Origin of the sequence: Kribbella sp. NPDC051770, from assembly GCF_040681455.1 — a bacterium.
Classification (GTDB): domain Bacteria; phylum Actinomycetota; class Actinomycetes; order Propionibacteriales; family Kribbellaceae; genus Kribbella.
This window is the reverse complement of the sequence record NZ_JBFAYT010000023.1, coordinates 1-24,828: the sequence shown is the minus strand read 5'-3', so window position 1 is coordinate 24,828 and position 24,828 is coordinate 1. Positions and strand designations below refer to the sequence as shown.

Below are 24,828 nucleotides of genomic sequence, written 5' to 3'. Positions count from 1 at the left end.
CGTGACTCCTTCTCGGGTCCTCACTTCGACGCCCAGGCGGGGTAGTCGGTGGGGGTGGTCTGCAGGCCGATCCACTGCCGGTGCGTGTACGCCGCGAGCTGGCCCTCGCCGCCGTGCCGGGCGTAGCCGTCGTTGACGTGCACCTCGTTGCTCTTCACCTTCTGCGCGAAGGCCAGACCGCGCATCGGGTCGCCGGTGAACACGGAGTTCATCAGCGTGCGGTGCCGGTTCACCAGGTCGAGCGCCTCGGCCTCGCTGTCGACCACGGTGATCGGCATCACCGGGCCGAAGATCTCCTCGGTGAACACTGGCATCTGCGGGGTCACCCCGGTCAGGACGGCGGGCTGGTAGAACGTCCCGTCGGACGAGCCGCCGGTCACCAGCTTCGCGCCGGCCGCGATCGAGGGGGCGACCAGACCGTCGGCGAAGCGTTCGAGCTGACCGGGGCTGATGATCGGGCCGAGGTCGACGTCGTCGCGCAACGGGTCGCCGACCCGGAGCTTCGCGACCCGTTCGACGACGGCCTCGGTGAACTGGTCCGCGACCTGGCGCATCACGATGTGCCGGCCGGCGGTGATGCAGGTCTGACCCTGGTACCACAGCGACGACCAGAGCGCGCAGCTCGCGGCCTGGTCGAGATCCGCGTCGTCCAGGACGACGAACGCGTTGTCGCCGCCCAGCTCGGTCGCGGCGGCGCGGAAGTTCTTCCCGGCGTACGCGGAGATCTGCCGGCCGACCTCGAACGAGCCGGTGAAGTGGATGAGATCCAGGTCGGGATGCTCAGAGAGCGTTCTCCCGGTTTCCGGGCCGTCTCCCGGGATCACGTTGAACACCCCAGCCGGTACGCCGGCCGCCTTGGCCGCCTCGGCCAGCACCTGGCCGCCCGCGATCGGGGTCAGCTCGGCCGGCTTCAGCACGACCGCGTTGCCGTAGGCCAGCCCCGGAGCGAGCGCACGCATCGCGAGGCTCATCGGGTAGTTCCACGGCACGATCAGCCCGATCACGCCGAGCGGGACCGCCCGGGAGAGCGAGATCTTCCCGCTCTTGTACGGCGGCAGGATCGCGCCCGCGTTCTCGGTCAGCTGGGTCGCCGAGTTGAGCAACTGGTTGATCGACTGGCCGAGCTCCTCCTCGGCCTTCTCCCGGGTGCCGCCGGTCTCGCGGATGATCAGCGTGAGCAGCTCGTCGCGCCGCTTGTCCAGCTCGCCGGCGAAGGCGCGGAGGATCTCGCAGCGCGTGTTCGCGTCGACCTCGGCCCACTCGGCCTGGGCCCGCCGCGCGCTGCGGACCGCCCGGTCGACCTGCTCGGCCGAGGCACTGCCGTAGCGCGCGAACGGCTTGCCCGACCCCTTGTCCAGCACCGGCACCCAGTCGGACGCGGGCGGTTCGCACCACCCGTCGATCCAGACCTGCGCCTCGTAGTCCCGCACACCGCTCGCAGGAACCGAAACCATCGGCGACCTCCCACTGTGAACCCGCCCGGAGGACTCCCCCGATGTGTCGCTGGGCCGGTGCTTCCGCATCCCGGATCGGAATGCGCTTTCCCTGGAGGATTGCGCATTCCCGACGATCGGTCAAGAGGTGCGGTGGGGTTGGTTGGCTCGGTTGAAGCTTTCCTGGTGCGGTCACGCTGAGACTGCTGGCAAAGCTTCCCGAAAGCGCTTCAATCGTAGGATTGAAAGGTATGAGAGAAGAGATCGAGAAGGTCGCGAGCGGGCCGTGCGAACTGCTCGCCGTGAGTGAACCGGCGCACCCGACGCAGGACGCGTCGTTCGGTCCGGTCCGCAACGAGTTGTTCGCCGAGCTGGTCGGGATGGGCTACCGGTCGATCGCGCTGGAGACCGATCGAGTGGCCGGCTTTCTGGTGGACGACTACGTGCGGGGAGGCGCAGGGTCGCTGGACGCGGTGATGGCCGAGGGGTTCTCGCACGGTTTCGGCGCGGTGGAGGCGAACCGGGAGCTGGTCGAGTGGATGCGGGAGTGGAACTCGGGGCGCGCTGACCAGGTGTCGTTCCACGGGTTCGATCTGCCGACGGAGACGGTGATGGCGCCGCATCCGGCGAGGTACTTGCAGTCCGTCGCGGACTACCTCGGACTCGGCGTGCGCTTTGAGGACGATGAGCGATGGAGCCGGACAGAGGCGGTCATGGACGCGAGCCAGTCGCCGGGCCGCAGCCCTGAGGCCGTCGAGCTACGCGTCGTGGCCGACGAGCTGCTCACGGCGCTCTATCGGCGAGCACCGGAGCTGGTCGCCGCCAGCTCGCAAGAAGCCTGGTATCGGGCCCGCACACAGGCCAACACCGCGCTCGGCCTGCTCCGTTACCACCGCCAGTCCGCCGAACAGACCGACGAAACCACCCGCATCTCCGGCCTGCTGGCGGTGCGCGACGTGATGATGGCCCAGAATCTGCTCGACCTCCGTACGCAGGAAGAGCGCCGAGGCCAGACGCTCGTCTGCGCCCAGAACGCCCACCTGCAAAGGGATCCGGCCGTGCTGGAGATGGGCGGGATGACCCTGACCTGGCAGTCGGCCGGGGCGATCGTCGGCTCGCTGATCGGCGAGCGGTACGCCGTACTCAGCGGTCGGACTCTAGTGCGGGCGGGTGGCGTAGAAGGCGACCGCGGCTGAGGACGCGACGTTGAGGGAGTCGACGCCGCCGGACATCGGGATGCGGACGGTGAGGTCGGACTCCGCCAGGACGTGGGGTTTCAGGCCGTGGCCTTCGGTGCCGAAGATCAAGGCGAGCTTCGGGTCCTGGCGGGCGGTGAGGTCGTCGAGGGTGATCGAGTCGTCGGTGAGGGCGAAGGCGGCGGTGGTGAAGCCGTGGGCTTTCAGCTTCGCGAGGTCGCCGGGCCAAGACGTCAGCCGGGTCCACGGGACCTGGAACACGGTTCCCATGGAGACCTTCACCGAGCGGCGGTAGAGCGGGTCGGCGCAAGTCGGGGTGACCAGGACTGCGTCGACGCCCATCGCGGCCGCCGCGCGGAAACCGGCGCCGACGTTGGTGTGGTCGACGATGTCGTCGAAGATCGCGATCCGGCCCGTACGGACGTCGCCGAGCAGGGTGTCGAGGTCGGCCGGCGGTTGGCGCTTGTACGACGCGAGCGCGCCGCGGTGGACGTGGAAGCCGGTGACCTGCTCGGCGAGCTCCTCGGAGACCAGGTAGACGGGGGCCTCGGGCCACTTCTCCAGTACGTCGGCCAGGGTGTCGAGCCAGCGCGGGGCGAGCAGGAACGAGCGAGGCTCGTAACCGGCCTCGGCGGCTCGGCGAATCACCTTGTCGCCTTCGGCGATGAAGAGGCCGTGCTCCTCCTCGAGGAGACGGCGGAGGTTGACCTCGCGGAGCTGGACGTAGTCGGCGAGGCGAGGGTCGTCGGGCTGGTCGATCTCGACGATCACGCACGCACCGCCTGGCGGCGCGCGGGCGGCGTCGTACCGGCAGTCATCGGCGGACCTGCGCGGCGACGTCCACTACGTTGCCGATGACAACAATTGCAGGAGCGCCGATGCCGGCTTCCTGAGCGGTGGCAGCGATCGTGGCGAGGTCAGCGGTGACCATTTCCTGCGAAGGAAGGGTGCCGTCAGCAATCACCGCCGCGGGAGTGGTCGCGGGGCGACCGTGTTCCAGCAGGGTGGCGGTGATCTTCGGAAGGTTCTCGACCGCCATCAGCAGGACGAGCGTGCCGGAGAGTTGAGCCAGCGCAGGCCAGTTGATCAGCGAGTCCGGGTGGTCCGGCGGGATGTGCCCGGAGACGACCGTGAACTCGTGGGTGACACCGCGATGGGTCACCGGGATGCCGGAAACAGCCGGGACCGAGATCGAGCTGGTGATCCCGGGGACGACCGTCCACGTCACACCGGCTTCGGCGCACGCGATGGCTTCCTCGAAGCCGCGGCCGAAGACGTACGGGTCGCCGCCCTTCAGCCGGACGACGAGCTTCCCGGCGAGCGCACGCTCGACGAGGATCCGGTTGATCTCCTCCTGCTGGGCCGAGCGGCCGCGCGGGAGCTTCGCCGCGTCGATCAGCTCGACCTCGGGGTGCAGCTCGTCGAGGAGCTGCTGCGGGGCGAGCCGGTCGGCGACGACCACGTCGGCCTCGGCGAGCAGGCGGCGTCCGCGGACCGTGATCAGGTCGGGATCGCCCGGACCCCCGCCGACGAGATACACGCCGGGCTGCTTGTCGAGCGAGTCGCGGGCACCGAGCGCGCCGGTGCGCAGCTCCTCCAGGATCGCGTCCCGTACGGCGGCTGAGCGCCGGTGATCGCCGGCGCCGAGCACGCCGATCGTCACGTGGTCGTGCTGACCCGACGCCGGGGTCCACGCGGTCGCGCGGGAGCGGTCGTCGGAGCGGACGCAGAAGATGCGGCGCTCCTCGGCCTCGGCGGAGACTTGGTCGTTCACCGCGGCGTCGTCGGTCGCGACCACGACGTACCAAGCGCCGTCGAGGTCGCCGGCGGTGTAGCCGCGCTCGACCCAGCGCAGGTCGGGGTTGGTGAGCAGGCCTTCGATCGTGGGGGTGATCGCGGGTGAGATCACGTCGATCTGCGCGCCGGTCTCGAGCAGCCGCGGGAGGCGGCGCTGGGCCACTCCCCCGCCGCCGACGACGACCACACGACGGCCGGTGAGCACCAGGCCGGAAAGGTACGGAGCAGGGTCGGTCATTCGCTCTCTCCAGCAGCAATTCCAGCGGACTCGAAGGTCGCCATCTCGGACAACGCTCGTACGGCGCACGTCAGGATCGGGTACGCCAGCACAGCGCCCGTCCCCTCGCCGAGCCGCAGGTCCAGGTCGACCAGCGGCTGCAGGCCCAGGGCCTTCAACGCAACAGCATGCCCGGGCTCGGCCGAGCGGTGGCCGGCCACGCAGTAGTCGGTGGTCGACGCGTGCAGGGCCTGAGCGACCAGCGCCGCTGCCCCCGCGATCACGCCGTCGAGGATGACGGGGATCTTGTTCGCGGCCGCGCCCAGGATGTAGCCGGTGAGCGCCGCGTGCTCGAGGCCGCCGTACGCCGCCAGCGCGTCGAGCGGCTCGGTCGCCGGTACGCCGTGCAGAGCGAGCGCGGCGGTGACGACCGCGGTCTTGTGGGCGAGGGTCGCGTCGTCGATGCCCGTGCCTCGCCCGGTGACGTCAGCCGCTGAGGCCCCGGTGAAGGTGGCGATCAGGGCGGCGGAAGCGGTGGTGTTGGCGATGCCCATGTCGCCGGTGAGCAGGCAGCGGTAGCCGTCGCGGACGAGCTTGTCGGCGAGCTCGTAGCCCACCTCGATCGCGGCCAGCACCTCGTCGGCGGTCAGCGCGGGGCCGACGGAGAGGTCGCGGGTGCCGGGGCGGACCTTCGCGTGGACGATGTCGAGGCCGTCGACGTCACTGGCCACACCGACGTCCACCACCCGTACGTCGACCTGGTTGTTCTTGGCGAAGGCGTTCACGGCGGCGCCGCCTGCCGCGAAGTTGGCGAGCATCGCGGCGGTGACTTCCTGAGGCCAGGGGGAAACGCCTTGAGCGTGCACACCGTGGTCGGCAGCGAAGACCGTCACCACTGCTGGTGCAGGCACCACAGCACCGGTCATCCCCGCGACGCGGATCGACAGATCCTCCAGTACGCCGAGGGAGCCGGCAGGTTTGGTGAGCTGCTGGTGACGCTGCGTGGCTGCGGTCATCGCTGCCTCGTCGGCCGGCTCGATCCGGGTCAGGATCTCCTCCACCGCGGTTTCCTCCAGGTTCGTCGTCGGCCGTTCGGGCACGGCCACCCCCGATCTTCGCATCCCGGCGGCCGCGCCCCGGCCGGAGTCCGCGGGACGGGGCCAGTAATGTCGGGATCACCACACGCGAGATCCCGGGAGGATCATCAGATGTCGCTCGAACGGCCGGTCGCGCAGGACCCGTACGAGAAGCTTCCGACGGTGGGCTCGTTCACCGTCACCAGTACCGACTTCACCGACGGTGAGCCCCTCGACGACGCCCAGGTGTTTGCCGGTGGCAACACGTCACCGCAGCTGAGCTGGAGCGGGTTCCCGGCGGAGACCAAGGGGTTCGTGGTGACCTGCTACGACCCGGACGCGCCGACCCCGTCCGGGTTCTGGCACTGGATCCTGGTCAACCTGCCGGCCGACGTCACCGAGCTGGAGGCGGGCGCCGGGACGACCGAGCGGCTGTCCAACGGCGCGTTCCACGTCCGCAACGACTACGGCACCAAGAACTTCGGCGGCGCGGCCCCGCCGGCCGGCGACCACCAGCACCGGTACTACTTCGTCGTGCACGCCCTCGACGTGGAGAAGCTCGACGTCGACGACCAGGCCAGCGCCGCGGTGGTCAGCTTCAACCTGGCCTTCCACACGCTGGCCCGCGCGATCGCGACCCCGGTCTACACCGCCCCGGAGTGACCGCTGGTACGGCGGGGAGCCAACAACTCCCCGCCGTACTGCTCAGCTGAAACGCTCACCGGCCTCGGCCTTGCGCACCAGCAGCGCGCTCGGCTCGAAACGAGACCCGTACGCCGCCGCCAGCTCACGCGCCCGGGCGACGAAGCCGGGCAGCCCGCCGGCGTACTGGTTGATGTACTGCAGGGCGCCGCCGTACAGCGGCGGGAAGCCGATGCCGAAGATCGAGCCGATGTTCGCATCGGCCACCGAGCGCAGCACGCCTTCGTCGAGGCACTTCACGGTCTCGAGCGACATCGCGAAGGTGAGGCGCTCCTGGAGATCGGCGAACGGTACGTCGGCAGCGCCGCCGAAGTGCTCCCACAGCCCCGGCCACAGCCGCTTCGGCCCGTCCGCCGGGTACTCGTAGAACCCAGCACCGGCCGCCTTGCCCTTGCGGTCGAACTCGCTGACCAGCCGATCGGTCACCGCCATCCCCGGGTGCTCATCGAACGCACCCGCACTGTCGCCCGCCGCCCGGGCCGCGTCGCGGATCTTCTGCGGCAGCGTCAGCGTCACCTCGTCCAGCATCGCCAGCGGCGGGGCCGGGAAGCCCATCTGGGTGGCGGCCCGCTCGACCGTCACCGGGTCGACGCCCTCGGCAACCATCGCCGCGCCTTCCATCACCAGCGTGCCGAACACCCGCGACGTGAAGAACCCGCGGCTGTCGTTGACCACGATCGGCGTCTTCTTGATCTGCCGGACCACGTCGTACGCCTTGGCCAGCGCGCGGTCGGAGGTCTTGTCCCCCACGATCAGCTCGACCAGCGGCATCCGGTCGACCGGCGAGAAGAAGTGCATCCCGATGAAGTCGTCCGGGCGGTCGATGCCGTCGGCCAGCGACGTGATCGGGAGCGTCGAGGTGTTCGAGCAGAGCAGCGCGTCCGGCTCGACCACGCCGGCGATCTCGGCGAAGACCTTCTGCTTGAGCTCCTCGCTCTCGAAGACCGCCTCGATCACCAGGTCGCAGCCGGCCAGGTCGTTCGGATCGGCGGTCGGCGTGATCAGGCTGAGGAACGCCTCGGCCTTCGCCGCGGTCGTCCGGCCCTTCTTCAGCTGCTTGGCGAGCAGCTTCTCGGAGTACTGCTTGCCCTTCTCGGCCGCCTCCAGCGAGACGTCCTTCAGCACGACCTCGATCCCCACCTTCGCGCAGGAGTACGCGATCCCGGCGCCCATCATCCCCGCGCCGAGCACGCCGACCTTCACCGCCCGGTACGCCGGTACGCCGTCCGGCCGCGAGGCACCCGCGTTGATCGCCTGCAGCTCGAAGAAGAACGCGTTGATCATGTTCTTGGCGATCTGCCCGGTCGCCAGCGAGACGAAGTAGCGCGACTCGATCCGGGAGGCGGTGGCGAAGTCGACCTGGGCGCCCTCGACGGCGGCGCTCATGATCGCCCGCGGCGCCGGGTACGGCGCGCCCTTGAGCTGCTTGCGCAGGTTGGCCGGGAAGGCGGGCAGGAACGCGGCGAGCTTCGGCGAGGACGGCCTACCGCCCGGGATCTTGTAGCCGTCGCGGTCCCAGGGCTGCTTGGCGTCGCCGTCGTACGACTCGATCCACTGCTGAGCACGGGCGAGCAGCTCGTCGCGCGGGACGATCTCGTCGACGATGCCGACCGACTGCGCGTGCGCGGGCTTCATCCGCTGACCCTGCAGCAGCACCTGCATCAACGCGTCCTGCAGCCCGAGCATCCGGACCGCCCGCGTGACCCCACCGCCGCCGGGCAGCAGGCCGAGCGTGACCTCCGGGACGCCGAGCTCGATCCGGTTGTCGTCGGCAACGATCCGGTGGTGGCAGGCGAGCGCGATCTCCAGCCCGCCGCCGAGCGCCGAGCCGTTGATCGCGGCAACAACGGGGACGCCCAGCGTCTCCAGCGCGCGGAGCTGGCGCTTGACCTCCTCGACGGTCGCGAAGACCTGTGCCGCGTCCTCAGGTCGAGCCTGGGAGATCAGCTGCAGGTTGCCACCGGCGAAGAACGTCTTCTTCGCGCTCGTGATCACGACACCGCGCAAACCTTCAGTGGCCTGCAGCCGCTCGACGGTCGCGCCCATCGCGGTCAGGTACGCGTCGTTCATCGTGTTCGCCGACGCGTCCGGGTCGTCCATCGTCAGCGTGACGATCCCGCTGTCCTCGGTCCAGGAGATCATGCCGCCAGCCTCTCGATGATGGTCGCGACGCCCATCCCGCCGCCGACGCACAGGGTGGCCAGACCGTAGCGGAGCTCACGGCGCTCCAGCTCGTCCAGCAGGGTTCCGATCAGCATCGCGCCGGTGGCGCCGAGCGGGTGCCCGAGCGCGATCGCGCCGCCGTTCACGTTCACCTTCTCGTGCGGTACGCCGAGGTCGGCCATGAAGTGCAGCACCGCGGCGGCGAACGCCTCGTTCATCTCGAACAGGTCGATGTCGCCGGCCTCGAGCCCGGCCTTGGCCAGCGCCTTGCGCGCGGCCGGCGCGGGTCCGGTCAGCATGATGGTCGGGTCGGCGCCGCTGACCGCGGCCGCGACCACCCGTCCGCGCGGCGCCTGGCCGAGCGCCGCGCCCGCCTTCTCGTTGCCGATGGCCACCAACGCGGCGCCGTCGACGATGCCGGAGGAGTTGCCCGCGTGGTGCACGTGCTCGATCCGCTCCACCCGCACATACTTCTCCAGCGCGACCGCGTCGAACCCGCCGTGCTCGCCGATCGCGGCGAACGACGCGGGCAGCCCGGCCAGCGTCTCCACCGTCGTACCGGGGCGGACCAGCTGGTCGTGGTCGAGGATCCGCAGGCCGTTGCGGTCGTCGACCGGGACGACCGAGCGCGCGAAGTACCCGTTCGCCCAGGCCTTCGCGGCCCGCGCGTGCGACTCCGCGGCGTACGCGTCGACGTCGGTGCGGGAGAAACCGTCGATGGTCGCGATCAGGTCGGCGCTGATGCCTTGCGGGATGAAGTTGGTCTGCAGCGCGGTCTCCGGGTCCATCGCCCAGGCGCCGCCGTCGGAGGCCATCGGGACACGCGACATCGACTCGACTCCGCCGGCCAGGATGAAGTCCTCCCAGCCCGAGCGCACCCGCTGCGCCGCCTGGTTGACCGCCTCCAGCCCGGACGCGCAGAAGCGGTTGAGCTGGACGCCGCCGGTCGTCTCCGGGTACCCGGCCGCCAGTACGGCGGTGCGCGCGATGTCCATGCCCTGGTCGCCGATCGGCGTCACCACCCCGAGCACCACGTCGTCGATGGCCGCCGGGTCGAGCTCCGGGTGGCGAGCGCGCAGCTCGTGCAGCAGGCCGGTGACCAGCTGGATCGGTTTGACCTCGTGCAGCGCGCCGGTCGGCTTGCCCTTGCCCCGCGGCGTGCGGATCGCGTCGTACAGGAAGGCTTCACTCATGGTGGTCCCGTCGGTCGAGTCGTCCCCCGATTGTGACAGTGTTGGTGTCACGGTCGTCAAGAGGGGCCATTATGATCTCGGCCATGTCCGAACCCGCCCCTGACGCGACGCTCACCGTCGACGAGCTGTCCACCCGGGTCGGGATGACCGTCCGGACCCTGCGCTTCTACGCCGGCCGCGGGCTGATCCCGCCGCCGGTCCGCCGCGGCCGGGTCGGGTACTACGGCCCCGAGCACATCGCCCGCCTCGACCTGGTCCGCGAGCTGCAGGCGCACGGGTTCACGCTGTCCGCGATCGAGGGCTACCTGGAACGGATCCCGGACGACGCGTCCCCGCAGGACATCGCGCTGCACCGGACGCTGCTGACACCGTGGATGCGCGACCTGCCCGAGACGCTCGACCGGCCGACGCTGGTCCGGCGTACCGGTCGCGAGCTGACCGACGACGACATCGAGATGCTGGTCGCGCTCGGCGTCGTCGAGCCGACTCCGGACGAGGACGTCTTCCAGGTCGCCACCGCGCACCTCAGCCTCGGCGTCGAGCTGCTCGACCTCGACCTGCCGGTCGAGGCGGTGCTCGCGGCCGGCCGGATCTTCACCGAGCACGGCCGGGCGATCGCCGAGGAGCTGACCGAGGTGTTCCGGACCAAGGTCTGGCCGCACTACCGCGACTCGGGCGGCCCGCCGGAGCACATCCAGCAGCTCGTCGAGCGGTTCAAACCGGTCACCATCCAGGGCCTGGTGCTCGCCTACGAGCGCGCGGTCGGCGAGACCCAGCGCGACACCGTACGCCGCCGGCGACGCTGACAGGATCCGGACATTTCGGTGCCAACCCCGGCGCCGACCCGCACGTCGACAGGACAACCGACGAAAGGACGTCCTGTGCGCAAGGTCCTGCTGGCCGCCACCAGTCTGATCCTCCTGCTCAACTCGATGCCGCAGGCAACAGCCGCGCCACCCGCGGTGGGCACGGCGACGTACGACCTAGGTGCGACCGCCTACACGCTGCCCGGCACCGACCTGAAGGCCGAGCTGACCGCGGTCGTGCACTACCCGAAGAAGCTGTCCGGCAAGTACCCGGTGGTGCTGATGTCGCACGGGCTGTGGGACACCTGCATCGACCGCAAGGCCGGCCAGCTGGTGTCCGACTGGCCGTGCCCGGCGGGCACCGAGGTGATGCCGAGCTACCGCGGCTACGACTACCTCGGCGACGTGCTCGCCGCCCAGGGCATGATCGTGATCTCGATCGGCGCGAACGGCACCATCCCGCAGTTCGGCGAGGAGCAGGACGCCGGTCGCGCGGCCCTGATCAACAAGCACCTCGCGATGTGGCAGAAGCTCGCGACCACCGGCGGCGGCCCGCTCGCGGGCAAGGTGCGCGACCACGGCAAGGTGGTCGACTTCCGCGGGCACGCCGACCTGATGAACGTCGGGTTGCTCGGTCACTCCCGTGGCGGGCGCGGCACGCTCTTCCAGGCCGCGGACATCCACCAGAAGGACTGGCCGGCCGGCGTACGGGTGAAGGCGGTCGTGCCGCTCGCTCCGGCCGAGCCCTACTCCCCCGACGACGACCCGGACGGGGAGTCGTACGACCCGTACCGGATCACGAACATCCCGGTGGCCGGGCTGATCGGCAGCTGCGACGGCGCCGTCCAGGGGCAGGTCTACAACTACCTGCAGGCGCACAACAAGGCGCCGCTGTTCCAGTACTTCATCCCTGGCGCGAACCACGACTTCTTCAACAGCCAGTGGTCACCGGGCAGCGGCCAGATCGGCGCGTACGACGACGCCACCCCGGCCGGGCCGGGACGCTGCAAGTCGAGCACCGGCTCCTCGGACAAGCAGCTCACCGAGACCCAGCAGCGCGAGGTCGCGACGACGTACATCTCCGCGTTCTACCGCCACTACCTGCTCGGCGACCAGCGGATGAACCCGGTGACGATCAGCAAGGACCTACCCGTTGGACACCCGTAGGTAGGTGAGCCCGCGCAGATCCAGGTAGGTCTCGCTCGGGGTGGTGACGACACGCAGCAGCACGTCGTCGCACCCCGGGCAGCGGGCGACCATGCCCGGCGCGGACAGGTAGAGGTGCGCCTCGGCGAAGACGCCGGCGCGGCCGCAGCCGGCGCACTTGCCGATCGCGGCGGTGAGGTCGACGGCGAACACCTCGCTGAGCGCGCCCGCCGCCGCGTTGCCGTCCAAGTAGGTCGGGACATCCGCGGTCATCGCGGTCCTCCTGTCATCCGAAGCGTTCGGTACGGACCCGGGCCGGGTCGTGGCCGGCGCCGACCAGCAGGTCGGCGACCGTCTCCACGAACCCGGTCGGGCCGCAGACGTAGGTGGTCAGGTCGTCGGCCGCTCCGAACGCCTTGGCGGTCAGCACCTCGGCGTCGATCCGGCCGACCCGGGGTTCGCCGGGCGGCGCCTCCCGGGTGTAGACGAAGGTCAGGTCGACGTCGTCGGACATCGCCAGCTTCTTCAGGTCGGGCAGGTAGATGACCGCCTCCGGGCGGCGTACGGAGTACAGCAGGCGGGCCGGCACCGTGCTGGCGGCGTGCGCGTGCTCGCGCAGCATCGCCATCAGCGGTACGACGCCGGAGCCGCCGCCGATCAGCTGGATCCGGCCCACGTCCTCCGGGCGCCAGACGAACCAGCCCCCGACCGGGCCGCGGACCTCCAGCGGGTCACCGACCCCGACGACCTGCACCAGGTACGGCGAGACCTCCCCGTCGTCCACCACCTCGACGGTCAGCTCGACCGTCGAACCGGTCCACGCCGAGGCGATCGAGTACGACCGCGAGGCGCGGTAACCGTCCGGCGCGGTGAGCCGGACGTCCAGGTGCTGCCCGGCCAGGTGGCCGGGCCAGTCCGGCAGGTCGAGCACGATCGTCCGGGCGGTGGCGGTCTCCTCCCGCACCTCGGTGACCGTGCCGGTCTGCCAGGTCAGTCGCCGGCGTACCGCTGTTCTTTCCATGGGTCTCCGTACTCGTGGTAGCCCGCGGTCTCCCAGAAGCCGAGGTCGTCGGTGTCGGACAGCACCAGGCCGCGGACCCACTTGGCGCTCTTCCAGAAGTACAGGTGCGGGATCAGCAACCGCGCCGGACCGCCGTGCTCGGGGTGCAGCGGCTCGCCCTCGAACTCGTAGGCGATCCAGGCCTGCCCGTCGAGCAGGTCCTCCAGCGGGACGTTCGTGGTGTAGCCGCCGTAGCTGTGCGCCATCGTGAAGTCCGCACCGGTCTCGACGTCGGCGAACAGGGTGTCCAGCGAGACGCCCTTCCACTCCGACTCCAGCTTCGACCAGCGCGTCACGCAGTGGATGTCACGGGTGATCTCCTCGGCCGGCAGCTCCAGGAACGCCGCCCAGTCCCACTTGTGCACCTCACCACTCTCGGTGGCGATGCTGAACTCCCAGTGCTCCGGCAGGATGTGCGGCGTCGGTCCGGCCGACAGCACCGGAAAGTCCCGCGTCAGGTACTGCCCCGGCGGCAACTCCGTCCCGCCCCGCCGCCGCCCGGTGAACCCCGGCGACACGATTCCCATCAGCCGACCTCCTCGCTCCAGACCTTCTCGGCAGCAGTCTGGCACGTCCGGGCCGCGTTGGACCCCGTCAAATGACTGGGAATCCACGTGTCCGATGTCCTCGGTGGATCCGGTCCACCTTGCTCAGACCCCCAGCGTTCTCCCGATGATCTCCTTCATGATCTCGGTGGTGCCGCCGTAGATGGTCTGGATGCGGGTGTCCAGGTAGGCCTTGGCGATCGGGTACTCGGTCATGAAGCCGTAGCCGCCGTAGAGCTGGAGGCAGCGGTCGACGACCTTCTTCTGGAGCTCGGTGGTCCACCACTTGGCCATCGCGGCCTCACTGACGGTGAGGGTGCCGGCGGTCAGTTCCTCGATGCAGCGGTCGACGAAGACGCGGGCGATCTGGGTCTCGGTGGCCAGTTCGGCGAGGACGAAGCGGCTGTTCTGGAAGGAGCCGATCGGGCGGCCGAAGGCGGTGCGCTCCTTCACGTAGGCCAGGGTCGACTCGAGGATGTTCTCGCAGGCCGCGGCCGCGACGACGGCGATGGTGAGGCGCTCCTGCGGGAGCTTCTCCATCAGGTGCACGAAACCCTGGCCCTCCTGGCCGAGCAGGTTGGTCGCGGGGACGCGGACGTTGTCGAAGAACAGCTCGGCGGTGTCCTGGGCCTTGAGGCCGATCTTGTCCAGGTTCCGGCCGCGCTCGAAGCCGGGCGTGCCGCGCTCGACGACGAGCAGCGAGATGCCCTGGTAGCCGGCGTCCGGGTCGGTCTTGGCGACGACGATCACCAGGTCGGCGAGGATGCCGTTCGAGATGAAGGTCTTCTGCCCGTTGATCACGTACTCGTCGCCGTCGCGGACGGCCGTCGTCCGGATGCCCTGCAGGTCGCTGCCCGCGCCGGGCTCGGTCATCGCGATCGCGGTGATCGTCTCGCCGCTGCAGAACCCGGGCAGCCAGCGCGCCTTCTGCTCGTCGGTCGCGTAGTCCAGCAGGTACGCCGAGTTGATGTCGGTGTGGATGCTGAACCCGACCCCGCTGGCCCGGGCCCGCGTCAGCTCCTCGATCAGCACCGCGTTGAACCGGTAGTCGCGCACGCCTCCGCCGCCGTACTGCTCGGGCATCATGAACCCGAGCAGCCCCGCGCTGCCGGCCGCCGTCCACAGCTCGCGCGGGACGATGCCCGCCTCCTCCCAGGCGTCGTGGTGCGGCACGATCTCCTTGTCGCAGAAGGCGCGCGCGGTCTCACGGAAGGCGTGGTGGTCGGCGTCGAAGAGGTGACGTTGCACGGGCGGGCTCCTTCGGTCAGTCCTGTACGGCGGCTTGCTCGGCTGCTGCTTGTACGGCGGCGCCGCTCCTCAGCAGGTCGTCCACATCGGTCACACCCCACTCGGCCAGCGCCTCCCGCGTGTGCTCCCCCGGCCGGCTCGGCGGCCGCCCGAGCTCGCTCGGCGTCCGCGAGAACCGCGGCGCGGGCGCGGCCTGCCGGATCCCGTCCCTCTCGACGAACACCCCGCGCGCCGCCAGGTGCGGATGCTCCCCCGCCAACGGCAGCACCGGCGCGACGCACGCGTCCGTGCCGTCGAACACCTCGGTCCACTCCGCCTGCGTCTTCCCCGCGAACGCCGCGGCCAGCTGCTCACGCAACTCGGGCCACGACGCCACGTCGTACCGGTCAGGCGGGCTGATCCCGAGCAGCCCGATCAGCTCGTCGTAGAACTTCGGCTCGATCGCGCCGACACCCATGTGCTTGCCGTCGGCGGTCTCGTACACGTCGTAGAACGGCGCCCCGGTGTCGAGCAGGTTCGTCCCCCGCTCCTGCTTCCACACCCCGCTCGCCAGCGCCCCGAGCAGCATCGTCGTCAGGTGCGCCGACCCGTCGACGATCGCCGCGTCGACGACCTGGCCCCGGCCGCTCAACCGCGCTTCGGTCAGCGCAGCGAGCACCCCGATCACCAGATACAGCGATCCACCGGCGAAGTCCCCGAGCAGATTCGCCGGCACCTGCGGCGGCCCGCCCGCACGCCCGATCGCGTGCAGCGCCCCCGACAGCCCGAGGTAGTCGATGTCGTGCCCGGCCGACTGCGCCAACGGACCGTCCTGCCCCCAGCCGGTCATCCGCCCATAGACCAGCCGCTCGTTCACCGCCCAGCAGTCCTCAGGGCCGAGCTCGAGCCGCTCCGCGACGCCCGGCCGGAAGCCTTCGACCAGGATGTCGGCCTGCCCGACCAGCTGCAGGACGGCGTCGATCGCCTCCGGCCGCTTCAGGTCGAGCGCGACGCTGCGCCGCCCGCGGTTCACCAGCTCGTACTCCGGTGGTCCCATCGCGAGCCCGCCGCCCGGCCGTTCCACCCGCAGCACGTCCGCCCCGAGCTCGGCCAGCAGCATGCACGCGAACGGCGCCGGCCCGATCCCGGCCAGCTCGACCACCTTGACCCCGCGCAGTGGACCCATAGCGCCATTGTGACAGTTCCACTGTCACAGTCGTCAAGCCATGGTCAGCTGGCGCTCCACCGTGTGCAGCTTGTCCGGGTTCATCGCCAGGTCGAGCGAGCTGATCAGGTCGCGGCTGAACGTGACGAAGCAGACCGCCCGGACGCCGGTCGGGTCGGTGGCCAGCAGCGCGGGTTCGCCGTTGGCCTCGGTGAAGCCGAACTCGACGTCGGCGCCGAACTTCACCAGCGAGCCGAGCAGGTAGCGAGCGACCTTGTCCGCGCCGACCACCGGCAGGCGCGCGGCGCTGACCTTGCCGCCGCCGTCCGAGCGCGAGACGACGTCGGCGGTCAGCAGCTCGGTCAAGCCTTCGAGATCGCCCTGGTGAGCGGCCGCGAGGAAGCGGGAAACCAGTTCCTGCCAGTGCGTCCGATCGACGGGCTCGTTGCGCGGCTCCTCGACGGCGACGTGCTTACGGGCCCGCGCATGCAACTGCCGCGCGTTGGCCTCGCTGGTGCCGATCAGCTCGGCGACCTCGCGATGCGAGTACCCGAAGGCCTCCCGCAGCACGTACGCCGCACGCTCGGGCGGGCTCAGCCGTTCGAGCAAGGTCAGCAGCGCGAAGGAGACCTCCTCGCGCTCGGACACGACGTCCAGCGGGCCGGGCCGGTTCGTCAGCACCGGCTCGGGCAACCACTCGCCGACGTACGTCTCGCGCCGGGCGCGCGCGGAGGTGAGCTGGTTCAGGCAGAGGTTCGTGACGGTCTTGACCAGGAAGCCGGTCGGGTTGGTGACCGTCGACTGGTCGACGCCCTGCCAGCGCAGCCAGGCGTCCTGCAGCACTTCCTCGGCGTCGGTCACCGTCCCGAGCATCCGGTAGGCGATCGCGAACATCCGTCCGCGCTCCCGCTCGAAGCTGTCCTCCATCCCCTCAGTCTCGCAGCGCCCTCAGCGGAAGGTCTCGGCGGCTTGCTGGAGCTTGCCGTAGTACTCGTGCCAGCCGGTCTCGTCCAGGGCGTCGGCGTCCTTGCCGCCCTGACCGTCGATCAGCTCGCGGACGATGTCGGCGTGACCGGCGTGGTGGGCGGTCTCGTCCACGACGCGGACCAGCAGCGCGCCGAGCGTCGTCCGGCCGTCGGTCCAGTGCGGGACGTCGGCGGGTGTGTCCAGGTCGAGCAGCGCGAGCGATTCGTCGCTGTGCGCGCAGGCCTGCTGGTACAGGCCGGTCAGGTACTCGGTGGACTCCGTCGGCAGCGCCCACATGTCCGCGCCCTCCCAGACCGAGCCGTCCGCCTCCCACGGCAGCGGCTGCTCCGGCGGACGGCCGACGCTGGTGCCGAGGTACACGTACTCGATGCCGGTGAGGTGCTTGACCAGGCCGAGCAGGTTCGTGCCGGAGCGCACGAGTGGACGGCGCCGGTCGTACTCGCTGATGCCGTCGAGCTTGGCGAGCAGCAGCGCTCGGGTCGAGCGCAGGTACTCGTGCAGCACAGACTTGAGGTCCATGCGGCCGACGCTAGCTCAGGGCACCGACAGAACCGGCGCTCCCGGCGGCACGAATCGCAGCCCGCTCGGCGCGCCCTTCTCGATCAGCCTCAGCAGCGCCGCGGTGTCGAGGTGCTCGTCGATCGCATCCGCGAGTCGGTCGAGCCGGTCCTCGCGCAGCGCGGCGAACGACACCGTGCCGTCCGGTGCCCGCTTGCCCGCGAGCGCCGCGATCTCGGTCAGAAACGCGTGCCGGGCCGCATCGTCGTCGAGCAGCCCGTGCCAGATCGTCCCCCAGACCACCCCGGTCCGGCAGCCGCCCGGGAACTCCTCTGCGTCGCCGGTCACCCCGACCACGCCGTGATGGATCTCGTACGCCGTCGGCGCCGGCCGCGCGAGCACCTTCTCCGGCGCGAACTCCGTGGCCACCGGCAACAACCCGAGCCCGGTGTGCGACCCGCCGCCCTCCACGCCGTACGGGTCGTCGATCGCGCCGCCGAGCAACTGGTAGCCGCCGCAGATCCCGAGCACGGGCCGCCCGGCCGCGACCCGCGCCTGGACGGCATCGGCGAGACCGGTCTCGCGCAGCCAGGCCAGGTCGGACGTCGTCGCCCGCGACCCGGGCAGCACGACCAGGTCGGCGTCGCGGACCTCGGCCGGGCTCGCGGTGAAGAACACGCTCGTCGTCGGCTCGACCGCGAGCGCGTCGAGATCGGTGAAGTTGCTGATCCGCGGGAAACGCACGACGGCGATCGTCAGCACGTCCGGGTCGTGATCGGTCCGGCGCGCGGGGATGTCGAGCGCGTCCTCGGAGTCGAGCCAGAGCTCGGGCAGCCACGGCAGCACGCCGTACGTCGGCCGGTCGGTGACGCTGGTCAGCATGTCGATGCCCGGCTGCAGCAGCGAGACGTCGCCGCGGAACTTGTTCACCACGAAGCCGCTGATCAGCCGCTGGTCCTCGGCCGAGAGCAGCGCGACGGTCCCGAACATCGACGCGAACAGCCCGCCGCGATCGATGTCGCCGACCACGACGACCGGCGCCCGCGTGTGCTGCGCGAGACCCATGTTGACGTAGTCCGACTGCCGCAGATTGATCTCGGTCGGGCTGCCGGCGCCCTCGCTGATCACCACGTCGTACCGGCTCGCCAGATCGTCGTACGCCGCGAACGCCGCCTTCGCGAGCTCCACGCGCTCGGTGAGGAAGCCGCGGGCGGTCAGCTCGCCCCACGGCTCCCCCATCAGCACGACGTGGCTGCGGCGGTCGCTGCCCGGCTTGAGCAGCACCGGGTTCATCGCGGCCTCCGGCTCGGCGCCGGCGGCAACGGCCTGGATCCACTGCGCGCGGCCGATCTCGGCGCCGTCCGCGCAGACCATCGAGTTGTTCGACATGTTCTGCGCCTTGTACGGCGCGACCCGCATGCCCTGGCGTGCCAACCACCGGCACAACCCCGTCACCACGGTCGTCTTGCCCGCGTCGGAGGTCGTACCGGCGATCAGCAGCGAGTTCACACCGCAGATCCTAGGTGTCCTTCGGCGGCTCCTCGTCGTCGCCGTTCGGGACGATCGGTGTGATCCCGCGGCCCTGCGCCTGCGCGCTCGGCAACCGGGGGTTCGTCCCCTGGAACCGCGTCGACGACGCACGCTCACGCGCCGAGAGCGGCGTCGCGACGTTCTCCAGCGACTGCCCCTCGGCGTCCACCCCGAAGAACCAGGCGATCAGGCCACCGACCAGCATCACGACCGCGCCGATGATGTAACCGACCGTCAGCGGACCGCGGGCCGGGTTGTCGCCCTCACCGATCAGCGACGCGAACAGGAACGGCGCCACCACACCACCGGTCAGCTGCGAGATTGCGAAGAAGAACGAGATGGCCTGGCCGCGCAGCTCGATCGGGAAGATCTCGCTCACCGTCAGGTACGCCGACGACGCGCCCGCCGAGGCGAAGAAGAACACCACGCACCACAGCCCGGTCAGCGTCGCCGCGTTCAGCGCGCCGCCGTTGAACAGCAGCGCGGTGACGAACAGCACCACCGCCGAGATCGAGTACGTGGCCAGGATCATCTTGCGCCGGCCGATGGTGTCGAACAGGTGGCCGAGCAGCAGCGGCCCGGCCAGGTTGCCGATCGCGAACGGGAAGAAGTACAGCGCGATGCTGGAGTCGTTCAGCCCGAAGTACGCCTTCAGGACCAGCGCGTAGGTGAAGAAGATCGCGTTGTAGAGGAACGCCTGGGTGACCATCATCGAGAAGCCGAGGAACGACCGGCTGCGGTACTTGGTCAGCATCACGTGCGCGATCTCGCGGTACGTCACCGGCGGGTAGTCGACCACGTTGATCGCCTCGTCGTCGCCGACCTCGCGCAGCTCGCCGCCCTGGCGGCGGACGGTCTCCTCGATCTGGTCGACGGTGCGCTCGGCCTCCTCGACCCGGCCGTGCGTCATCAGCCAGCGCGGGCTCTCCGGGATGTGCCGGCGCAGGTAGATGATCATCAGGCCCATCACCGGCCCGATCAGGAAGCACAGCCGCCAGCCCCACTCGATCGGCACGATGTCGTCGTTGAGGAAGACCAGGCCGACCGCGGACCCGATCAGCGCGCCGCCCCAGTAGGTGCCGTTGACGCCGATGTCGACGCGGCCGCGGTACTTCGACGGGATCAGCTCGTCGATCGCGGAGTTGATCGCGGCGTACTCACCGCCGATGCCCATCCCGGCCACGAACCGGCACAGCGCGATCGACCAGAAGTCCCAGCTCAGGCCGGCCGCGCCGGAGGCGACCAGGTAGACCACGAGCGTGATGATGAACAGGTTCCGGCGGCCCCAGCGGTCGGTCAGCCGGCCGAAGAACAGCGCGCCGACCACCTCGCCGGCCAGGTAGATCGAGGCCAGCAGCCCGACCTCCGCGGTGGTCAGCCCGAGGGTCTGCGACTCCTTCAGCACGTTGCCGACCAGCGAGACCAGCTGGATCTCCAGACCGTCCAGGATCCAGGAGACTCCGAGGCCGACGACGATCATCCAGTGGAAGCGGGTCCACGGCAACCGGTCCATCCGGGCGGGCACCAGGCTCGGTATCGCCTTGCCCTCCTCCAACGCGTGTTCGCTCATACCCCGCCTCTCCTCCCGGCCGGTCTGAAGTTGTCCGTTGGACCGGGTACCCCGTGCCCGGAGTTTTCATCCGTGGCCGATGGTTCCGGCCCGCGGGCACCGGCTCCGAGGCTGCGGCCGGGCTGGCTACAGTGGCCCGCATGGACAACGACGTGACCGTCGCGGACGCCCCCGAGCAGCACCGGTACGAGGCCCGCGACGCCTCCGGCGCGCTGATGGGGATCGCCACCTACCGCCGGACCAGCGAGCACATCACCTTCCTGCACACCGAGACGATGCCGGAGTTCCAGGGCCGCGGGGTGGCCGGCAAGGTCGCCAAGCAGTCGCTCGAGGACGCCCGCGCCGCCGGCCTCAAGGTGCGGCCGGCCTGCCCGTACTACATCCAGTACTTCGAGAAGCACCCCGAGTACGCCGACCTGCTGGAGTCGAAGTAGTGGCGGCGCCGGAGCTCGGCAAGCTCGACTGGCAGCCGGCGGCCGACGTACCGGACCTGCTGGCCGAGCCGGTCCGGGCCGCGCTCGGTGAGCTGCCGGCGTACGCGGCGGCGATCGACCCGGAGCTCGCGGACACCGCCGCGTTCTGCGCCGAGTACGACGTACCGATGGCCGCGTCGGCCAACTGCGTGATCGTGCACGGCAAGCGCGCGGGTGAGTCGACGTACGCCGCGGTGATGGTGCTGGCCACGCACCGGGCCGACGTCAACGGCGTGGTCCGCAAGCACCTCGGCGTCCGGAAGATCTCGTTCGCCGCCCAGGACGACGCGGTCAGCAGCACCGGTATGCAGTACGGCGGCATCACGCCGATCGGGCTCCCGGACGGCTGGCCGGTGCTGGTCGACGAGTCGGTGACCACGGCCGGCCTGGTCGTGATCGGCAGCGGTCTGCGATCGTCGAAGATCCTGATCGAAGGCGCCGCGCTGGCCACGCTCCCGGCGTCCACCGTGCTCGCGCTGTCCAGCCCGGCCGCCTGAGGCTGCCGGGTCAGGTTCCGGCGGGCCGCGGGAAATCGGCGCCAGATCGCGCCCGGGGCGCTAGCATCGGAGGGTCTTGGGTGAGAGGCGGCTGCCTCCTGCCCTCGATCAGGGGACGCAGGGAGGCTGGGGAAGGCGTGATGAGGTCGTGACCGTGACAGGCGGGGACGACGGCGGGCCTACCGCTCTGCGGATCATGCTGGGCGGGCACCTGCGCCGGATGCGGGAGACCGCGGGGATCAGCCGGGCCGACGCCGGCTGGCAGATCCGGTCCTCGGAGTCCAAGGTGAGCCGGATGGAGCTCGGCCGGGTCGGCTTCAAGGAGCGCGACGTCGCCGACCTGCTCCGGCTGTACGGGCTCAGCGACGACCGCGAGCGCGAGCGCCTGATGGAGCTGGCCCGGGCCGCGAACAACCCCGGCTGGTGGTCCCGGTACGGCGACGTGATGCCGGCCTGGTTCTCCAACTACGTCGGCCTCGAGGTCGCCGCCAAGCTGATCCGCACCTACGAGGTGCTGTTCGTTCCCGGGCTGCTGCAGACCGAGAACTACGCCCGCGCGGTGGTCCAGTTCGGCAAGGCCTACCTGCCGCAGGAGGAGATCGACCAGCGGGTCGCGCTGCGCGTCACCCGGCAGCAGATCCTCACCCGGGTGAACCCGGTCAAGCTCTGGGTGGTCATCGACGAGGCGGTCCTGCACCGTCCGGTCGGCGGCCGCGAGGTGATGTGCGAGCAGATCGAGCACCTGATCAAGCTCACCAAACTGCCGAACCTGACCCTGCAGCTGATGCCGTTCAGCAGCGTTGGTTACCCCAGTGCCGGTGGAGCGTTCAGTATTCTGCGCTTCCCCGAGGGCGACCTGCCCGACGTGGTGTACATCGAGCACGCGGCCAGCGCGCTCTACCTCGACAAGGTCGAGGATCTCGACGAGTACGCCGCGATCATGGACGCGCTGAGCATCGCGGCGGCGCCGGTCAGCGAGACCCCGCGGCTGCTGCTCGAAGCGCTGGAGCGGATGCACTGATCAGAAAAGCCTCCGGATGATCAGAATTCTGATCATCCGGAGGCTTCTGTTCGCCGGCGGTCAGGCGACCTGCAGGTCGACCTTGATGTTGCCGCGGGTCGCGTTCGAGTACGGGCAGACCTCGTGGGCCTTCGCCACGATCTCCTCGGCCACCGAGCGCTCGACGCCGGGCAGGCTGACGACCAGCGCGACCTCCAGGCCGTAGCCGGCGCCGCCGTTGATCGGGCCGATGCCGACCTCGGCGGTGACGGTCGAGCCGTCGCAGTCGACGCGCGCCTTGCGCGCGACCAGCTTCAGCGCGCTGTGGAAGCAGGAGGCGAACCCGGCCGCGAACAGCTGCTCGGGGTTCGTGCCCTCGCCGTTGCCACCCATCTCCTTGGGCGGCGCGACGGTGACGTCCAGCTTGCCGTCGTCGGAGGCGGTGTGCCCGTCCCGGCCGCCCTGGGCGGTCGCGCGAGCGGTGTAGATGACTTTCTCGACTGCGATGGTCATGCGGTTGATCTCCTCGTGGGGGTCAGCGAGTGGAGCGGAGGTTCAGCGGGTGGGGTCGAGCAGCAGCTTGCCGACGGTCCGCCGGGCACGCATGTCCTCGTGCGCCGTCGCGACCTCGGACAAGCCGTACTCGGCACCGACGATCGGCTTCAGCCTGCCCGCCGCGACCAGCTCGAACAGGTCCTGCAGCGAGTCGCCGAGCATCCCGGGCCGCCGGAAGCAGTCGACCAGCCAGAAACCGGCCACGGTCCGGGAGCCCTTCATCAGCCGGCCGGGGGCCAGCGCCTTCGCAGCCTCGCCGGAGGCCGCGCCGAAGGTGACCAGCCGGCCGAACGGCGCGAGCGCCTCGAACGACTCGTCGAAGGTCTGGCCGCCGACCATCTCCAGCACCACGTCGACCGGCTTGCCGCCGTTCGCCTCGAGGATCCGGTCCTTCAGGCCCTCGGGGGTGCCGTCGATGGCGACGTCCGCACCGAGATCGAGGGTCTGCTGCCGCTTCTCCTCCGACGACGCGGTCGCGATCACCCGGCCGGCACCCCAGAGCTTGGCGAGCTGGATCGCGAGCGATCCCACTCCCCCGGCACCGGCGTGGATCAGCACGGACTCGCCGGGCTGCAGGTTCGTCGAGGTCTTCAGCAGGTGCCAGGCGCTGGTGCCCTGGACGACGAGCGCGAGCGCGTCACCGTCACTGACGCCGTCCGGGACGTCGAACACCGACACGCTCGAAGCGACCGCCTGCTCGGCGTACCCGCCGGTGCCGACCAGGGCGACCACGCGGCGGCCGTCCGCCGTACGGCCGACGACCTCGCCGCCGGGGACCAGCGGGAGCTTGGCCTTGGTCAGGTAGCTGTTCTCGACCTGGTGGGTGTCGGCGTAGTTGATGCCGGCCCGGTCGACGGTGATCAGCACCTGACCCTCAGCGGCCACCGGCGCCTCGACCTCGGCCACCTTCAGGACCTCCGGACCGCCGAACTCGGTGATCTGCACTGCACGCACGCCTGACACTTCCTCTCAGTTGGTCTCCTTACACTGTACAGTACAGCGTATGGCAACTCGCACGCCCCGCAATACGCTGAACCCCGAGCTGATCGTCACCACCGCCCTGGAGCTGATGGAGGGCCGCGGTCTCGACAGCTTCAGCCTGCGCGCGCTGGGCGGTGAACTGGGTGTCGGCCCGATGGCGATCTACACCTACTTCCGCAACAAGGACGACCTGTACGACGCCGTCCGCGACCACCTGATGGGCCTGCTGCCTCCGGTCCCGCCGGGTGAGGACTGGCCGGACCAGGTCCGCGCGGTCTGCCGCGGGCTGCGCCGGCTGATGCTCCAACATCCTTGCCTGGCGCAACTACTTGCCGGGCGGCCGCTGAGCGGGCACGAGACCGCGCGGGTCGCCGAGGGGCTGCTCGGCGTACTGCGATCGGCCGGGTTCGACAAGGAGACCGCGGCGCGGACGCACACGACGCTGTTCACCTACGTGCTCGGCGCGACCTCGTGGGAGATCCAGATGGCCTCCGAGCAGCGCGACCCCGAAGGGCTGCGCCGGCTGCGGACGACGATGGAGTCGCTGTCGGCGACCGAGTTCCCGACGGTCGTCGAGCTCGCGCCGGAGCTGGCCCGGACCACCGGCGGCGAGGAGCAGTTCGACTACGGCCTCGACCTGCTGATCGGCGGACTCAGAACAGCATCGTGACGATCGCGACGACGCCGATCACCACGATCAGGCAGCGCAACGCGATCGGCGGGAGCTTGCGGCCGTAGCGAGCGCCGACGAACCCGCCGATCGTCGAACCGACCGCGATCAGCGCCGCGGCCAGCCAGTCGACGTCGGCGACGATCACGAACAGGATCGCCGCGACCGTGTTCACGAAGGTGGCCAGCACGTTCTTCAGCGCGTTCATCCGCTGCAGGTTCGCGTCCAGGCCGAGGCCGAGGATCGCCATCAGCAGCACGCCCTGCGCGGCGCCGAAGTAGCCGCCGTACACGCCGGTGAGGAAGACCGCCGGGATCACCCACCAGGCGCCGCGGTGGGTG

General features: G+C 70.3%; 26 protein-coding genes. 8 read left to right on the top strand and 18 right to left on the bottom strand.

Annotated features, from left to right (window positions below):
- Window positions 1-20: 20 nt before the first annotated feature.
- Window positions 21-1,454 (bottom strand): aldehyde dehydrogenase family protein, encoded by a 1,434-nt coding sequence (locus AB0M01_RS38710; protein ID WP_363677744.1) that lies wholly within the window; start codon window positions 1,452-1,454, stop codon window positions 21-23.
- A 230-nt stretch (window positions 1,455-1,684) separates the two neighbouring features.
- On the opposite strand from AB0M01_RS38710, the gene AB0M01_RS38705 reads away from it, so the two are divergent.
- Entirely contained in the window at window positions 1,685-2,629 is a 945-nt protein-coding gene (locus AB0M01_RS38705) for an erythromycin esterase family protein (RefSeq protein ID WP_363677742.1), read from the top strand.
- On the opposite strand, the gene AB0M01_RS38700 is transcribed toward AB0M01_RS38705, so the two are convergent.
- Genes AB0M01_RS38700 through cobT form a run of 3 tightly spaced genes read right to left on the bottom strand, consistent with a single transcriptional unit; the run spans window position 2,591 to window position 5,749 of the window.
- Window positions 2,591-3,400 (bottom strand): RNA methyltransferase, encoded by an 810-nt coding sequence (locus AB0M01_RS38700; protein ID WP_363677741.1) that lies wholly within the window; start codon window positions 3,398-3,400, stop codon window positions 2,591-2,593. The genes AB0M01_RS38705 and AB0M01_RS38700 overlap by 39 nt on opposite strands.
- Window positions 3,401-3,443: 43 nt before the next feature.
- On the bottom strand, window positions 3,444-4,664 hold the full coding sequence (gene cobA / locus AB0M01_RS38695) for a uroporphyrinogen-III C-methyltransferase (protein ID WP_363677740.1): 1,221 nt from the start codon (window positions 4,662-4,664) through the stop codon (window positions 3,444-3,446).
- Complete coding sequence (gene cobT, locus AB0M01_RS38690; RefSeq protein WP_363677738.1) at window positions 4,661-5,749, bottom strand: nicotinate-nucleotide--dimethylbenzimidazole phosphoribosyltransferase; 1,089 nt, start codon at window positions 5,747-5,749, stop codon at window positions 4,661-4,663. The genes cobA and cobT overlap by 4 nt, the downstream gene beginning before the upstream one ends.
- Before the next feature lie 102 nt (window positions 5,750-5,851).
- On the opposite strand from cobT, the gene AB0M01_RS38685 reads away from it, so the two are divergent.
- Window positions 5,852-6,382, top strand: a complete 531-nt coding sequence (locus tag AB0M01_RS38685) for a YbhB/YbcL family Raf kinase inhibitor-like protein (RefSeq protein WP_363677736.1) — start codon at window positions 5,852-5,854, stop codon at window positions 6,380-6,382.
- A 42-nt stretch (window positions 6,383-6,424) separates the two neighbouring features.
- Here AB0M01_RS38685 and AB0M01_RS38680 read toward each other — a convergent pair whose 3' ends face one another.
- Complete coding sequence (locus tag AB0M01_RS38680; protein ID WP_363677735.1) at window positions 6,425-8,563, bottom strand: 3-hydroxyacyl-CoA dehydrogenase NAD-binding domain-containing protein; 2,139 nt, start codon at window positions 8,561-8,563, stop codon at window positions 6,425-6,427.
- Window positions 8,560-9,777 carry an acetyl-CoA C-acetyltransferase gene (locus tag AB0M01_RS38675; RefSeq protein WP_363677734.1) on the bottom strand — a complete coding sequence of 406 codons (1,218 nt, stop codon included), beginning with the start codon at window positions 9,775-9,777 and terminating at the stop codon, window positions 8,560-8,562. The genes AB0M01_RS38680 and AB0M01_RS38675 overlap by 4 nt, the downstream gene beginning before the upstream one ends.
- A gap of 83 nt (window positions 9,778-9,860) precedes the next feature.
- Here AB0M01_RS38675 and AB0M01_RS38670 point away from each other — a divergent pair, with 83 nt between their 5' ends.
- On the top strand, window positions 9,861-10,583 hold the full coding sequence (locus AB0M01_RS38670; RefSeq protein WP_363677732.1) for a MerR family transcriptional regulator: 723 nt from the start codon (window positions 9,861-9,863) through the stop codon (window positions 10,581-10,583).
- A 75-nt stretch (window positions 10,584-10,658) separates the two neighbouring features.
- Entirely contained in the window at window positions 10,659-11,750 is a 1,092-nt protein-coding gene (locus AB0M01_RS38665; RefSeq protein ID WP_363677730.1) for an alpha/beta hydrolase, read from the top strand.
- On the opposite strand, the gene AB0M01_RS38660 is transcribed toward AB0M01_RS38665, so the two are convergent.
- The 9 genes from AB0M01_RS38660 to AB0M01_RS38620 all read right to left on the bottom strand — a co-directional run bounded on the left by AB0M01_RS38660 (window position 11,730) and on the right by AB0M01_RS38620 (window position 20,311).
- A complete protein-coding gene (locus AB0M01_RS38660; protein WP_363677728.1) occupies window positions 11,730-12,002 on the bottom strand; it encodes a DUF6510 family protein in 273 nt (90 codons plus the stop codon). The two genes, AB0M01_RS38665 and AB0M01_RS38660, sit on opposite strands and share 21 nt — an antisense overlap.
- 13 nt (window positions 12,003-12,015) lie before the next feature.
- Window positions 12,016-12,750, bottom strand: a complete 735-nt coding sequence (locus tag AB0M01_RS38655) for a ferredoxin reductase (protein WP_363677726.1) — start codon at window positions 12,748-12,750, stop codon at window positions 12,016-12,018.
- Entirely contained in the window at window positions 12,720-13,316 is a 597-nt protein-coding gene (locus AB0M01_RS38650) for a molybdopterin-dependent oxidoreductase (protein WP_363677724.1), read from the bottom strand. Before AB0M01_RS38650 ends, AB0M01_RS38655 begins: the two co-directional genes overlap by 31 nt.
- Window positions 13,317-13,439: 123 nt before the next feature.
- Entirely contained in the window at window positions 13,440-14,582 is a 1,143-nt protein-coding gene (locus AB0M01_RS38645; RefSeq protein ID WP_363677722.1) for an acyl-CoA dehydrogenase family protein, read from the bottom strand.
- A gap of 16 nt (window positions 14,583-14,598) precedes the next feature.
- Window positions 14,599-15,747 carry a CaiB/BaiF CoA-transferase family protein gene (locus AB0M01_RS38640; RefSeq protein WP_363677721.1) on the bottom strand — a complete coding sequence of 383 codons (1,149 nt, stop codon included), beginning with the start codon at window positions 15,745-15,747 and terminating at the stop codon, window positions 14,599-14,601.
- Window positions 15,748-15,780: 33 nt separating this feature from the next.
- Window positions 15,781-16,653: an RNA polymerase sigma-70 factor gene (locus AB0M01_RS38635; protein ID WP_363677719.1), complete on the bottom strand. Its 873-nt coding sequence runs from the start codon at window positions 16,651-16,653 to the stop codon at window positions 15,781-15,783.
- A 21-nt stretch (window positions 16,654-16,674) separates the two neighbouring features.
- Window positions 16,675-17,232, bottom strand: a complete 558-nt coding sequence (locus tag AB0M01_RS38630) for a DinB family protein (RefSeq protein ID WP_363677717.1) — start codon at window positions 17,230-17,232, stop codon at window positions 16,675-16,677.
- A 15-nt stretch (window positions 17,233-17,247) separates the two neighbouring features.
- Window positions 17,248-18,720, bottom strand: coding sequence for a cobyric acid synthase (locus tag AB0M01_RS38625; RefSeq protein WP_363677716.1), 1,473 nt, complete (start codon window positions 18,718-18,720; stop codon window positions 17,248-17,250).
- A gap of 10 nt (window positions 18,721-18,730) precedes the next feature.
- A complete protein-coding gene (locus tag AB0M01_RS38620) occupies window positions 18,731-20,311 on the bottom strand; it encodes an MFS transporter (RefSeq protein ID WP_363677715.1) in 1,581 nt (526 codons plus the stop codon).
- Between the two features lie 140 nt (window positions 20,312-20,451).
- Between AB0M01_RS38620 and AB0M01_RS38615 the strand changes: the two genes are divergently transcribed.
- The 3 genes from AB0M01_RS38615 to AB0M01_RS38605 all read left to right on the top strand — a co-directional run bounded on the left by AB0M01_RS38615 (window position 20,452) and on the right by AB0M01_RS38605 (window position 22,302).
- Window positions 20,452-20,745, top strand: a complete 294-nt coding sequence (locus AB0M01_RS38615; protein ID WP_363677714.1) for a GNAT family N-acetyltransferase — start codon at window positions 20,452-20,454, stop codon at window positions 20,743-20,745.
- The gene (locus AB0M01_RS38610) at window positions 20,745-21,281 is read left to right on the top strand and encodes a YbaK/EbsC family protein (RefSeq protein ID WP_363677712.1); all 537 of its coding nucleotides are present in this window, start codon (window positions 20,745-20,747) and stop codon (window positions 21,279-21,281) included. Before AB0M01_RS38615 ends, AB0M01_RS38610 begins: the two co-directional genes overlap by 1 nt.
- 196 nt (window positions 21,282-21,477) lie before the next feature.
- The gene (locus AB0M01_RS38605; protein WP_363677788.1) at window positions 21,478-22,302 is read left to right on the top strand and encodes a helix-turn-helix transcriptional regulator; all 825 of its coding nucleotides are present in this window, start codon (window positions 21,478-21,480) and stop codon (window positions 22,300-22,302) included.
- Between the two features lie 60 nt (window positions 22,303-22,362).
- Here the strand turns inward: AB0M01_RS38605 and AB0M01_RS38600 are convergent, their stop codons facing one another.
- Window positions 22,363-22,794 (bottom strand): organic hydroperoxide resistance protein, encoded by a 432-nt coding sequence (locus AB0M01_RS38600; protein WP_363677710.1) that lies wholly within the window; start codon window positions 22,792-22,794, stop codon window positions 22,363-22,365.
- Window positions 22,795-22,836: 42 nt separating this feature from the next.
- Complete coding sequence (locus AB0M01_RS38595; protein WP_363677709.1) at window positions 22,837-23,790, bottom strand: NADPH:quinone oxidoreductase family protein; 954 nt, start codon at window positions 23,788-23,790, stop codon at window positions 22,837-22,839.
- Window positions 23,791-23,839: 49 nt separating this feature from the next.
- Here AB0M01_RS38595 and AB0M01_RS38590 point away from each other — a divergent pair, with 49 nt between their 5' ends.
- A complete protein-coding gene (locus AB0M01_RS38590) occupies window positions 23,840-24,487 on the top strand; it encodes a TetR/AcrR family transcriptional regulator (RefSeq protein ID WP_363677707.1) in 648 nt (215 codons plus the stop codon).
- Here AB0M01_RS38590 and AB0M01_RS38585 read toward each other — a convergent pair.
- Window positions 24,471-24,828 (bottom strand): sulfite exporter TauE/SafE family protein (locus AB0M01_RS38585; RefSeq protein ID WP_363677705.1); only part of this gene is annotated, 358 nt, incomplete at its 5' end. The genes AB0M01_RS38590 and AB0M01_RS38585 overlap by 17 nt on opposite strands.

Coding starts and splice junctions, on each gene's coding strand:
- AB0M01_RS38710 (WP_363677744.1), bottom strand. CDS start 1,454: ATGGTTTCGGTTCCTGCGAGCGGTGTGCGGGACTACGAGGCGCAGGTC.
- AB0M01_RS38635 (WP_363677719.1), bottom strand. CDS start 16,653: ATGGAGGACAGCTTCGAGCGGGAGCGCGGACGGATGTTCGCGATCGCC.
- AB0M01_RS38685 (WP_363677736.1), top strand. CDS start 5,852: ATGTCGCTCGAACGGCCGGTCGCGCAGGACCCGTACGAGAAGCTTCCG.
- AB0M01_RS38605 (WP_363677788.1), top strand. CDS start 21,478: ATGCTGGGCGGGCACCTGCGCCGGATGCGGGAGACCGCGGGGATCAGC.
- AB0M01_RS38590 (WP_363677707.1), top strand. CDS start 23,840: ATGGCAACTCGCACGCCCCGCAATACGCTGAACCCCGAGCTGATCGTC.
- AB0M01_RS38640 (WP_363677721.1), bottom strand. CDS start 15,747: ATGGGTCCACTGCGCGGGGTCAAGGTGGTCGAGCTGGCCGGGATCGGG.
- AB0M01_RS38705 (WP_363677742.1), top strand. CDS start 1,685: ATGAGAGAAGAGATCGAGAAGGTCGCGAGCGGGCCGTGCGAACTGCTC.
- AB0M01_RS38615 (WP_363677714.1), top strand. CDS start 20,452: ATGGACAACGACGTGACCGTCGCGGACGCCCCCGAGCAGCACCGGTAC.
- cobA (WP_363677740.1), bottom strand. CDS start 4,664: ATGACCGACCCTGCTCCGTACCTTTCCGGCCTGGTGCTCACCGGCCGT.
- AB0M01_RS38675 (WP_363677734.1), bottom strand. CDS start 9,777: ATGAGTGAAGCCTTCCTGTACGACGCGATCCGCACGCCGCGGGGCAAG.
- AB0M01_RS38660 (WP_363677728.1), bottom strand. CDS start 12,002: ATGACCGCGGATGTCCCGACCTACTTGGACGGCAACGCGGCGGCGGGC.
- AB0M01_RS38650 (WP_363677724.1), bottom strand. CDS start 13,316: ATGGGAATCGTGTCGCCGGGGTTCACCGGGCGGCGGCGGGGCGGGACG.
- AB0M01_RS38600 (WP_363677710.1), bottom strand. CDS start 22,794: ATGACCATCGCAGTCGAGAAAGTCATCTACACCGCTCGCGCGACCGCC.
- AB0M01_RS38670 (WP_363677732.1), top strand. CDS start 9,861: ATGTCCGAACCCGCCCCTGACGCGACGCTCACCGTCGACGAGCTGTCC.
- AB0M01_RS38655 (WP_363677726.1), bottom strand. CDS start 12,750: ATGGAAAGAACAGCGGTACGCCGGCGACTGACCTGGCAGACCGGCACG.
- AB0M01_RS38620 (WP_363677715.1), bottom strand. CDS start 20,311: ATGAGCGAACACGCGTTGGAGGAGGGCAAGGCGATACCGAGCCTGGTG.
- AB0M01_RS38680 (WP_363677735.1), bottom strand. CDS start 8,563: ATGATCTCCTGGACCGAGGACAGCGGGATCGTCACGCTGACGATGGAC.
- AB0M01_RS38630 (WP_363677717.1), bottom strand. CDS start 17,232: ATGGACCTCAAGTCTGTGCTGCACGAGTACCTGCGCTCGACCCGAGCG.